Genomic DNA, 12,889 nt, shown 5'->3' on the forward strand with positions numbered 1-12,889 from the left:
TTAATTTTATGCCGAACGAATTAAATAAGTACAGTAAAACACTTACAAAAGATGAAACACAACCTGCAGCGCAGGCCATGTATTATGCTATTGGTTTTAAAGAAGAAGATTTTAATAAAGCACAAATTGGCATAGCAAGTATGGGATGGGACGGAAACCCCTGCAACATGCATTTAAATGATCTGGCTACAGCAGTTAAAAAAAGTGTTGATCATACAGAAGGTTTATTAGGACTGCGATTTTATACCATTGGTGTAAGTGATGGTATTAGTATGGGAACTGACGGTATGCGTTATTCTCTGGTTAGCAGAGATTTAATTGCAGACAGTATTGAAACGAATGCAGGTGCCCAATATTATGACGGTTTGATTACCATTCCGGGATGCGATAAAAATATGCCAGGCTCTATCATGGCTATGGGCCGTTTAAACAGACCCGGTATTATGATTTATGGTGGCACCATTGCCCCCGGACATTACAAAGGAGAAGATTTAAATATTGTTTCTGCTTTTGAAGCATTGGGACAAAAAATTGCCGGTAAATTAAGTGAAGGTGATTTTAAAGGTATTATTCAACATGCTTGCCCGGGTGCAGGTGCTTGTGGTGGTATGTACACCGCCAATACCATGGCAACTGCCATTGAAGCACTGGGTATGAGCCTTCCTTATTCCTCTTCCAATCCTGCATTAAGTAAAGAGAAACAAAAAGAATGTGAAGAAGCAGGTAAAGCCATCAAATTATTACTGGAAAAAGATATTAAACCAAGAGATATTATGACACGTGAGGCTTTCGAAAATGCCATCACCGTTGTTATGATTATGGGAGGCAGTACCAATGCAGTATTACATTTAATTGCCATGGCCAAAAGTGTAGGCATAGCATTGAACATTAATGACTTTCAAAAAATTAGCAATAAAGTTCCGGTACTTGCCGACTTTAAGCCCAGCGGTAAATATTTAATGGAAGATTTACATCAATATGGTGGCCTTCCTGCAGTAATGAAATATTTATTGAAAAAAGGATTACTGAACGGTCAATGCCTTACCGTTACCGGCAAAACTGTTGCCGAAAATGTTGTAACAGCTCCTGATCTTGATTTTAACCAACAACAGGTTATTAAACCTGTTGAACAACCCATTAAAGCAACCGGACATTTACAAATTTTATTTGGCAATTTGGCCACTGAAGGTGCCGTTGCAAAAATAAGTGGTAAAGAAGGAACACATTTCAAAGGTACCGCAAGAGTATTTGATGGTGAACATGACTTTATAAAAGGCATTGAAAATAATTTAATTAAACCCGGTGATGTCGTCGTTATACGCTATATAGGCCCGAAAGGTGCACCCGGCATGCCCGAAATGCTAAAACCAACCAGTGCCATCATTGGTGCAGGCTTAGGTAAAAGTGTGGCATTAATTACTGACGGGCGTTTCAGTGGCGGTACACATGGCTTTGTAGTAGGCCATATTACCCCGGAAGCATTTACAGGAGGCCTATTAGCACTGGTTGAAAATGATGATATTATTGAAATTGATGCAATAAAAAATACCATCAATCTTTTGGTAGATAACAGCATTATTGAAGCCAGAAAATTAAAATGGAAACGCCCTGCTTTAAAAGCAACCAATGGCGTTTTATATAAGTACGCTCAGTTGGTAACCTCCGCATCTGAAGGCTGCGTTACCGACGAAAAACCATATCAATCATAATTAAAATTATTTTATGGAAACAACACTTACAGCACCTAAAAATATTGCCGCATCCACTCCTGGTAATACCACTAATATATCCGGATCACAAGCAGTATTAGAAGCCTTTATGGCAGAAGGCGTTGATACCATATTTGGTTACCCTGGTGGCGCAATTATGCCAATTTATGATGCATTGTATGATTATAATAATGAACTAACACACATACTCGTAAGGCACGAACAAGGAGCCATTCATGCTGCACAAGGCTATGCACGCAGTTCTGGTAAAACAGGCGTAGTGTTTGCAACCAGCGGACCGGGTGCTACAAATCTGGTAACAGGATTGGCTGATGCAATGATAGATAGTACACCGTTGGTTTGTGTAACCGGACAAGTTTTTGCACACTTGTTAGGTACCGATGCATTTCAGGAAGTAGATGTAATTAACATTACAACACCCATTACAAAATGGAATTACCAAATTACCGATGCTACTGAAATACCGCATGTTTTAGCAAAAGCATTTTATATTGCCAGAACAGGAAGACCCGGTCCGGTATTGATAGACATAACCAAAAATGCGCAGTTGCAAAAATTTGATTATGAAGGCTACAAAAAGTGCGAACATATTAGAAGCTATAGGCCTAAACCCATTGTTAGAAAAGAATACATTGAACAAGCTGCACAACTCATTAACGAAGCCAAAAAACCTTTTGTACTATTTGGGCAAGGCGTTATTTTAGGCAGAGCAGAAAATGAATTCAAAGCATTTATAGAAAAAGCCAATCTGCCCGCTGCATGGACGCTTTTAGGGTTGAGTGCGCTGCCAACAGACCATCCGTTAAATGTTGGAATGCTTGGCATGCACGGTAATTATGGCCCCAATGTATTAACCAATGAATGCGATGTACTCATTGCCGTGGGTATGCGATTCGATGACAGGGTAACCGGACGTTTAGACAAATATGCCAAACAAGCCAAAATAATACACTTAGATATTGACCCCGCAGAAATAGACAAAAACGTGCAAACAACGGTACCGGTTTGGGGCGATTGCAAAGAAACGCTACCCATGCTCACTAAATTATTGCAACCCAATCAAAATAAAGAGTGGATTGAAAAGTTTAGTGCTTTTGCCCAAAAAGAATACGACATAGTAATACATGAAGAACTGAACCCAAGTACCGAAATTATGACCATGGGTGAAGTAATTAAAACATTGAATGAGTTAACCAACGGTGATGCCATTATTGTTACCGATGTAGGCCAACACCAAATGGTAGCATGCCGTTATGCAAAATTCAATCAGTCAAAAAGCAATATCACTTCCGGAGGAGCCGGCACTATGGGATTTGGATTACCCGCTGCCATTGGTGCAAAATTTGGCGCACCCAACCGAACAGTTGTGGCAATTATTGGTGATGGCGGCTTTCAAATGACCTTACAGGAATTAGGGACAATCATGCAATTTAATGTAAATGTAAAAATACTCATACTGAATAACCGGTTTTTAGGAATGGTTCGCCAATGGCAACAATTATTCAATGACAAACGCTACTCATTTGTTGATATTACCAGTCCCAATTTTGTTCAATTAGCAAAAGCATATAGCATTGAGGCCAACAGTATTGATAAAAGAACAGATTTAAAAAATGCATTACAAACCATGTTGAACCATAACGGTAGTTATTTATTAGAAGTGATGGTTGGAAAAGAAAATAATGTTTTCCCAATGGTACCGCAAGGTTGCAGCGTTGCAGAAATCAGGTTACAATAAATGCAATTGATTCAAATTATAACATCAACAACATGAAACAGGAATTTACCATTACCGTATATACCGAAAATCAAATCGGGCTTTTAAACAGAATTGCCATCATTTTTTCGCGTAGAAAAATAAATATTGAAAGCCTGAATACTTCTCCTTCCGAATCAGAAGGCATACACCGGTTTACGATTGTTATTAATGAAACCGAAGATGTAGTAAGAAAACTATGCCGCCAAATAGAGAAACAGGTAGAAGTTTTAAAAGCTTATTACAATACAGAAGATGAAATAGTATGGCAGGAATTGGCCATGTACAAAGTATCTACAGAAGCCATTGCAGAAAAAGTAAAAGTAGAAAGGTTATTAAGAGAATATGGCGCCAGAGCCGTTGTAATTAGAAAAGATTATACCGTTTTTGAAACTTCCGGCCATCGCGAAGAAACCGATCGGTTAGTAAAATTTTTAGAACCCTACGGTTTAATAGAATTTGTAAGAAGTGCAAGAGTAGCCATCATCAAATCAAGCCATGGCTTTCATGAAAAATTAAAAGAATTTGAACAAACTGAACCTGGCGAGGAAGTAATAGAAAATGAATACCTCAGTAAACAGGCAGAAGTATTTACCATGTAATACAGAATCATAAACAACCAACTTTAAAAATTAAAAATTAGCAAAATGGCAAAATTGAATTTCGGCGGCGTTGAAGAAAACGTAGTAACCCGTGAAGAATTTCCATTATCAAAAGCACAGGAAGTATTAAAAAATGAAACTGTTGCTGTAATTGGTTATGGCGTTCAAGGACCCGGACAAGCTTTAAACCAAAGAGACAATGGTATTAATGTTATTGTAGGGCAACGTAAAAGTTCTAAAACATGGGATAAAGCTATTGCCGATGGCTTTGTACCCGGCGAAACTTTATTTGAAATTGAAGAAGCATTACAAAGAGGTACCATTATTTGTTACCTGTTAAGCGATGCTGCGCAAATAGCATTGTGGCCAACCGTAAAAAAACACCTCACACCCGGTAAAGCACTTTATTTTTCGCATGGCTTTGGCATTACATTCAATGAACAAACCGGCATCATCCCTCCAAAAGATGTAGATGTATTTTTAGTTGCACCAAAAGGTTCCGGTACTTCATTAAGAAGAATGTTTTTACAAGGCCGTGGCTTAAACAGCAGCTATGCTATTTATCAGGATGCTACCGGTAAAGCGAAAGACAGAGTAATTGCATTAGGCATTGCCGTAGGAAGCGGCTATCTGTTCGAAACAGATTTCAGAAAAGAAGTATTCAGCGATTTAACCGGCGAACGGGGTACATTAATGGGTGCTATACAGGGAATATTTGCCGCCCAATACCAGGTACTGCGTGATAAAGGCCATTCACCCAGTGAAGCTTTTAACGAAACTGTAGAAGAACTTACACAAAGCCTTATGCCGTTGGTTGCTGAAAATGGCATGGATTGGATGTATGCCAATTGCTCTACTACAGCGCAAAGAGGTGCATTAGACTGGTGGAAGAAATTCAGAGATGCCACAGCTCCTGTATTTAAAGAATTATATGAAAGTGTTGCAAGCGGAAAAGAATCTCAGCGTTCTATTGACCTGAATAGCCAACCCGATTACCGCGAAAAATTAGAAGTTGAATTGAAAGAATTAAGAGAAAGTGAAATGTGGCAGGCAGGAAAAACAGTGCGCAGTTTAAGACCCGAAAATCAAAAATAAAGTGAATGAAAAAGATGGTGGTGTAACATACACACCATCATCTTCTTTTAATGATCAGTGCATGCATGTAGCAGAAAATACATATCAATTCAATTATAATGAAGCTTACCAAAAACTAAAGCAGGTGGTAGCGCATACGCCCTTGCAATACAATCAAATTTTATCTAACCAATACAACTGCCAGGTATATTTAAAACGGGAAGATTTACAAATAGTTCGCTCGTATAAATTACGCGGTGCATTTAATTTGTTAAGCAGCCTATCATCTGAACAATTAAAGAAAGGAGTGGTTTGCGCCAGTGCAGGCAACCACGCACAGGGCTTTGCGTATAGTTGTAAATACTTAGGCATCAAGGGCATTGTATTTATGCCCATTATAACACCAAAACAAAAAATTCATCAAACAAAAATGTTTGGTGAAGGTGCTATTGAAATAAAATTAACAGGCGATACTTTTGATGATTGTTCCCATACAGCACAACAATTCACCCTCAAAAATGAAATGACATTTATACCACCATTTGATGACCGGAAAGTAATTGAAGGACAGGCCACTGTTGGTATTGAAATCTTGGAATCCTTATCAAATATTGATTATTTATTCATACCGGTTGGCGGTGGCGGATTAGCAGCCGGAGTGGGTAGTTATTTTAAACAATATGCCCCCAATACGCAATTAATTGGTGTTGAACCCGAAGGAGCGCCTTCTATGCTAAAAGCTTTTGAGGCCGGCCAGCCTGTAATGCTGGAACAAATTGACCGCTTTGTAGATGGTGCTGCCGTTAAAAAAGTGGGTAGCCTCACCTATCCTATCTGCAAAGAAACACTCGCAACCATTTGTTTGGTACCAGAAGGAAAAGTATGTACCACCATCTTAAACCTCTATAATCAAAATGCCATTGTTGCTGAACCTGCAGGTGCATTAAGCATTGCCGCATTAGATCGGTATGCAGAACAAATTGCAGGTAAAAAAGTAGTTTGTATTGTAAGTGGCGGTAATAATGATATTGACAGAATGCCTGAAATTAAAGAACGCTCATTACAATATGAAGGCATTAAACATTATTTCCTCATTCAATTTGCACAAAGGCCTGGTGCCCTTAGAGAATTTTTAAACAAAGTATTAGGGCCAAGTGATGATATTACCCGCTTCGAATACATGCAAAAAACCAATAAAGAAACCGGCCCCGCTTTAGTGGGCATTGAATTAAACAATCCTAAAGATTATAATGCCCTTTTAAACAGAATGCACGTAAACGGGATTGATTTTACTGAAATTAATAAACAGGATACACTTTATAGTTATCTTATCTAAATTTTTGCATAAAAACTTAAATTTTTTATACAAATTTTTCTAAAAATTGAATATATTTGAACGATTGCTGCCATTATATAAAAACAATTTAAATAACAATGGTAAATTATAACAAAAAAATGGCTGAAACTACCGGTTTATACAACCCCGCTTTTGAGCATGATGCATGTGGTATTGGCTTCGTTGCCAATATTAAGGGAAACAAATCGCATCAAAATGTATTAGATGCCTTAACCATTTTGGAAAATATGGAGCACCGGGGTGCCTGTGGTTGTGAAAACAATACGGGTGACGGTGCCGGTATTATGATACAATTACCCCATGAGTTTTTCTTTGAAGAATGTGTAAAACTGGGCGTACATCTTCCATCTTTTGGTAAATATGGTGTAGGCATGATTTTGTTTCCAAAAGATATTCGTTTAAAAGAAGAATGCAGAGATATTTTTAATCGTGCAGCCGAAACATTGGGTTTAGAAGTATTGGCTTATCGAAAAGTACCGGTTAATCCCGCTAATATTGGGCCTACTGCACTTTCAGTTGAACCCGAAATGGAACAGGTATTTATTGCCTGCCCCGATCATATCAATCATCCCGATGCCTTTGAAAGAAAATTATTTGTTTTAAGAAATTATGCTTCGCATACTATTCAAGATACAGTAAAAAAAGATGCCATTGGTTTTTATATCGCTTCCTTATCTTACAAAACCATTGTATATAAAGGCCAGTTAACCAGTATGCAGGTTCGGAATTATTTCCCCGATTTAGTAAACAAAAAAGTAGTCAGTGCTTTCGGTTTGGTTCACTCCCGTTTTGCTACCAATACTTTTCCTTCCTGGAAATTAGCACAACCCTTTCGCTACATTGCACACAATGGAGAAATTAATACCCTCCAGGGTAATTTAAACTGGCTAAAAACCAGTGAAAAAGGCTTTACTACGCCTTATTTTACCAAAGAAGAAATGGATATGCTGTTGCCTATTGTAACCGAAAATCAATCAGACTCCGCTTGCTTAGACAATATGATTGAATTACTGACACTTTCCGGTCGTTCATTGCCACATGTAATGATGATGCTGATTCCGGAAGCATGGGATGGCAATGATCAGATGGATGCTGTAAAAAAGGCATTCTATGAATTTCATGCAGCTTTTCAGGAACCATGGGATGGACCAGCCTCTATTTCTTTTACAGATGGTAAAATTATTGGGGCCACTTTAGATAGAAACGGACTGCGTCCGTCCAGGTATTGCGTTACCAAAGATGATCGTGTTATCATGGCTTCTGAAACAGGCGTATTACCCGTAGCCCCCGATTTAATAATTGAAAAAGGCCGCCTGCAACCCGGTAAAATGTTTGTGGTTGATATGGAACAGGGTAGAATTATTAGTGATGAAGAATTAAAGAACGAAATATGTTCTAAAAAACCTTATGCAGAGTGGTTAAACAAATATAAAATCAGATTAGAAGAATTACCGGAACCAAGAGTAACGTTTAGCCATTTGCATCACGATCAGGTTTTTAAATACCAAAAAGCATTTGGTTATTCAACCGAAGATTTGGAAACCATTATTGCGCCTATGGCTTTAGATGGAAAAGAGCCAATCGGTTCAATGGGTACAGATACACCTTTAGCTGTATTAAGCAATCAACCACAACACTTAAGCCATTACTTTAAACAATTATTTGCACAAGTTACCAATCCGCCCATTGATCCCATTCGCGAAAAAATGGTAATGAGCCTGGCAACTTTTGCAGGTAACAATGGGAATATTTTAGTTGAAGATCCGTTAGATTGCCATAGTGTAGCTTTAAAACATCCTATACTCAACAACCACGAATTAGAAAAAATCAGAAGTATCGATACCGGTATCTTTCAAGCTAAAACCTTACAAACTTATTTTCGTGCCGATGGCAAACCGGGTTCATTGCAAAAAGGCATCGACCGCCTTTGCCGCTATGCAGTTGATGCTGTGGAAGATGGCTTTGAAGTATTAATTCTTTCAGATCGTGCTATTGATAGCGAACACGCACCCATACCCTCTTTATTAGCCACTGCAGCAGTACACCACCATTTAATTAGAAAAGGTTATCGCGGACAGGTAGGTATTATTGTTGAAGCCGGTGATGTATGGGAAGTGCATCATTTTGCCTGCTTAATTGGATTTGGTGCCACAGCCATTAATCCTTATCTGGCACTTTCTACCATTCGGGATATGAAAATTGATGGTTATTTGCAAACCGAATTAGATGTTGATCAACTCAAAAAAAATTATATCAAAGCTGTGTGCGATGGGTTGTTAAAAGTTTTCTCCAAAATGGGTATTTCTACCCTGCAATCTTATCAGGGGGCACAAATATTTGAAATAGTAGGCTTAAACAAATCAGTAGTAGATAAATATTTTACCGGAGCCACTTCGCGTATTCAGGGTATGGGGCTCGATGAAATTGCCCGTGAAGCCTTGGCCAAACACAACCTCGCTTTCAGTAAAAAAGATATTCCGGTACAACGATTAGCCGTTGGTGGACAATACCAATGGAAAAGAAAGGGAGAAGAACATTTATTTAACCCACAAACCATTCATTTGTTGCAATATGCTACCAGAATGAATGACTACAATACCTATAAAAAATATGCAAAACTAATTAACGAACAAGGCTTAAAAGCTTGCACCATCCGCAGTTTGTTAGATTTTAAAAGAACACGTGAACCAATTTCAATTGATGAAGTAGAACCCGCAGAAAATATCTATAAACGCTTTGCTACTGGTGCCATGAGTTTTGGTTCTATTTCACATGAAGCACATAGCACATTGGCCATTGCCATGAACAGACTGGGCGGAAAAAGTAATACGGGCGAAGGTGGTGAAGATGAATTACGGTATGAAAAATTGCCCAATGGCGATAGTATGCGCAGTGCCATTAAACAAGTGGCTTCTGCCCGTTTTGGAGTTACCAGTTTGTACCTTTCAGAAGCCGATGAATTGCAAATTAAAATGGCACAGGGTGCTAAACCCGGTGAAGGCGGTCAACTACCCGGACATAAGGTTGATGAATGGATAGGCAAGGTTCGGCACGCTACACCGGGTGTAGGGTTAATTTCTCCTCCACCCCATCATGATATTTATTCCATTGAAGATTTGGCGCAATTAATTTACGATTTAAAAAATGCCAATAGAAAAGCCAGAATTAGTGTAAAACTAGTTGCTAAAGCAGGTGTTGGAACCATTGCCGCCGGTGTAGCAAAAGCAAAAGCCGATGTTATTTTAATTTCAGGATATGATGGCGGAACCGGCGCTTCTCCGTTAAGTTCAATTAAACATGCCGGATTACCTTGGGAACTTGGTTTAGCAGAAGCGCACCAAACCTTGGTAAAAAATAAATTACGCAGTAGGGTTGTATTACAGGCAGATGGACAAATGAAAACCGGAAGAGATATTGCTATTGCTACTTTAATGGGTGCTGAAGAATGGGGCGCCGCTACTGCAGCATTGGTTGTAGAAGGTTGTATAATGATGCGTAAATGCCATTTAAACACCTGCCCGGTAGGTGTTGCCACACAAGATCCTGAATTAAGAAAACGCTTTACCGGCGATCCTGAACATGTAATACATTTTTTTCAATTTGTAGTACAGGAGCTCAGAGAAATTATGGCAGAACTTGGTTTTAGAACCATCAATGAAATGGTAGGAAAAGTAGATAACTTAACCCTACGTGAAAATGTAAAACATTGGAAATACAGTAAACTAGACCTTTCACCTATTTTGTATAAAGAAGAAGCATCTCCTTATGTAGGATTATATCATCAGGAAGAGCAGGATCATGGATTAGAAGGTGTATTAGACTGGAAATTATTGGAAGCAGCAAAACCTGCCATTGAAAGCGGCAAAAAAGTAAAAGCCGATTTCCCCATTAAAAATACCGATAGAACAGTTGGGGCAATACTTTCCAATGAGATTACAAAAATTTATCGTTCAAAAGGACTGCCAACAGATACCATTCATTTCAATTTTACCGGCACAGCAGGCCAAAGTTTTGGAGCCTTCAATACCAACGGCATTACGCTTGAGTTAGAAGGCGATGCCAATGATTATTTTGGCAAAGGTTTAAGTGGTGCCAAACTCATTGTATATCCACCCAAAAACGCTTCTTATATTCCTGAAAACAATATCATTATTGGCAATGTTGCCTTCTATGGTGCTACTTCAGGCGAAGCCTACATTAGGGGGAAAGCCGGCGAACGTTTTGCCGTACGTAATTCGGGTGTTGTAGCCGTTACAGAAGGCGTGGGCGATCATGGCTGCGAATATATGACCGGCGGTAAAGTGGTTATTTTAGGAAATACCGGAAGAAACTTTGCTGCGGGTATGAGTGGTGGCATTGCATACATATATGATGTAAACAACAATTTTAAACAGAATTGCAATACCGAAATGGTTGATTTAGACCCGCTTGATGAAGCAGACAGTAAGGATTTACAGCAATTAATACAGGCGCATTACAATTATACCGGCAGCGCGGTGGCCCGTTTTGTAATGGATGATTTTGATAACCAGTTGAAAAATTTCATCAAGGTATTTCCGAAAGATTATAAAAAAGTGCTGAAAGAAAAAAGCACAAAAACTGTTAAACAATCTAAGTAAGCATTTGAACATTGTACAAGAGCAATAACAATTATTTTTAAAAGAAATGATTATGGGTAAACCAACAGGATTTATAGAATTTCAAAGAGAAACTCCCAAAAAAAGACCGGTTGAAGAGCGGTTAAAAGATTTTAAAGAATTTGTACTTCCCTTTACAGAGGAACAACTCAATCATCAGTCAGCCCGTTGCATGAATTGTGGCGTACCTTTTTGCCACAATGGCTGCCCCTTGGGTAATGTTATTCCTGAATTCAATGATGCAGTGTATGATGGTAATTGGAAGGAGGCCTATGACATCCTCATCTCTACCAATAATTTTCCGGAATTTACAGGTCGCATTTGCCCCGCTCCTTGTGAAAGTGCCTGCGTTTTAGGTATTAATCAGCCTGCAGTTACCATTGAAGAAATTGAAAAACATATCATTGAAATTGCCTTTGATAAAGGCTTTGTTCAACCCAAAAAACCCAATGTATACACCGGTAAAAAAGTGGCTGTAATTGGCTCGGGACCAGCAGGTTTAGCTGCTGCTACACAATTAAACTATGCAGGCCATGCAGTAACCATATTTGAAAGAGATGATGCGCCAGGTGGATTGCTGCGTTATGGAATACCCGATTTTAAATTAGAGAAATCTGTGGTGGATAGAAGAATTCAATTAATGGAACAAGAAGGTGTTGTATTTAAATGCAATGCCAATGTTGGCGTAAATGTTAGCATTAATGATTTACTGCGCGAATTCAATGCTATTGTATTGGCGGGCGGATCAACTTTTCCAAGAGATTTGAACATACCCGGCAGGGAATTAAATGGCGTATATTTTGCCATGCAATTTTTAAAACAAAACAATAAACGAGTGGCCGGTAAAAAACCAACTGCCGATGAAAACTTCTGTATAGAAAGTAATATGCTATCGCATGAATTAATGGCCACAAGCAAAAATGTTGTCATCATAGGCGGTGGTGATACTGGAAGTGATTGTGTAGGTACCTCTAACCGGCACAAAGCTAAATCAGTTACACAATTTGAATTATTACCCAAACCACCGGAAAGCAGAACCCCTTATATGCCTTGGCCTACATATCCAATGGTATTAAAAACCACTACTTCACATGAAGAAGGAGCTGACAGAAAATGGGCAATTGCAACTAAAGCTTTTTTAGGTGATGAAAACGGCAACCTGAAAGCCATTAAAGTGGTGGATTTGGAATGGACCATTACGAATGATGGAAAGCCGGCAAGGTTTATTGAAAAAGAAGGTAGTGAAAGAGATATGCCTTGCGAATTGGCATTATTGGCCATGGGTTTTGTTCATCCTGAACACAGTGGGTTAATAGAAGAACTTGGCGTTGAATTAGATGAAAGGGGCAATGTAAAAGCCACTGAAAAAAACTATCAAACCAATATTGCCAAAATATTTACAGCCGGCGATATGCGAAGAGGCCAATCGCTGGTAGTATGGGCCATTAGTGAAGGCAGAGAATGCGCCAGAAAAGTAGATGAATTTTTGATGGGCAGTTCAATTTTAGAAACAAAAGATGAATCTTTATTGGCTGTAATTTAAATTAATTAAATTTTAATACCTTGCAATTAGTCACCCATTTGGGTGACTTTTTTGTTTATATTATCATAAAAATTTGAAAATCAGTTATTTATACAAACTCATACTATTTTGCCAAAATAATATATTCAAATTATAATAAATTACATTTGATATTTTTATTTGTTTTTGTAAATTTTTTGCTATTTTAGCA

7 protein-coding genes are annotated in these 12,889 nt (G+C 38.5%); all 7 read left to right on the forward strand.

Annotated elements, in window-relative coordinates; translation table 11 throughout:
* The first annotated feature begins 8 nt into the window (after positions 1-8).
* Positions 9-1,709 carry a dihydroxy-acid dehydratase gene (ilvD, locus tag A0F92_RS12715; protein WP_068246770.1) on the forward strand — a complete coding sequence of 567 codons (1,701 nt, stop codon included), beginning with the start codon at positions 9-11 and terminating at the stop codon, positions 1,707-1,709.
* 13 nt (positions 1,710-1,722) lie between these two features.
* On the forward strand, positions 1,723-3,468 hold the full coding sequence (gene ilvB / locus A0F92_RS12720; RefSeq protein ID WP_068246773.1) for a biosynthetic-type acetolactate synthase large subunit: 1,746 nt from the start codon (positions 1,723-1,725) through the stop codon (positions 3,466-3,468).
* A gap of 32 nt (positions 3,469-3,500) precedes the next feature.
* Positions 3,501-4,088 (forward strand): acetolactate synthase small subunit, encoded by a 588-nt coding sequence (ilvN, locus tag A0F92_RS12725; protein ID WP_068246776.1) that lies wholly within the window; start codon positions 3,501-3,503, stop codon positions 4,086-4,088.
* Positions 4,089-4,133: 45 nt separating this feature from the next.
* Positions 4,134-5,183, forward strand: coding sequence for a ketol-acid reductoisomerase (gene ilvC / locus A0F92_RS12730; protein WP_068246779.1), 1,050 nt, complete (start codon positions 4,134-4,136; stop codon positions 5,181-5,183).
* A 1-nt stretch (position 5,184) separates the two neighbouring features.
* On the forward strand, positions 5,185-6,498 hold the full coding sequence (gene ilvA, locus A0F92_RS12735) for a threonine ammonia-lyase (RefSeq protein WP_253810444.1): 1,314 nt from the start codon (positions 5,185-5,187) through the stop codon (positions 6,496-6,498).
* Positions 6,499-6,596: 98 nt separating this feature from the next.
* A complete protein-coding gene (gene gltB / locus A0F92_RS12740) occupies positions 6,597-11,138 on the forward strand; it encodes a glutamate synthase large subunit (RefSeq protein ID WP_449404423.1) in 4,542 nt (1,513 codons plus the stop codon).
* Between the two features lie 52 nt (positions 11,139-11,190).
* Positions 11,191-12,699 carry a glutamate synthase subunit beta gene (locus A0F92_RS12745; protein ID WP_068247116.1) on the forward strand — a complete coding sequence of 503 codons (1,509 nt, stop codon included), beginning with the start codon at positions 11,191-11,193 and terminating at the stop codon, positions 12,697-12,699.
* Positions 12,700-12,889 lie beyond the last annotated feature (190 nt).

This window comes from Hydrotalea flava (genome assembly GCF_001623405.1).
In the GTDB taxonomy this organism is placed as follows: domain Bacteria; phylum Bacteroidota; class Bacteroidia; order Chitinophagales; family Chitinophagaceae; genus Hydrotalea; species Hydrotalea flava.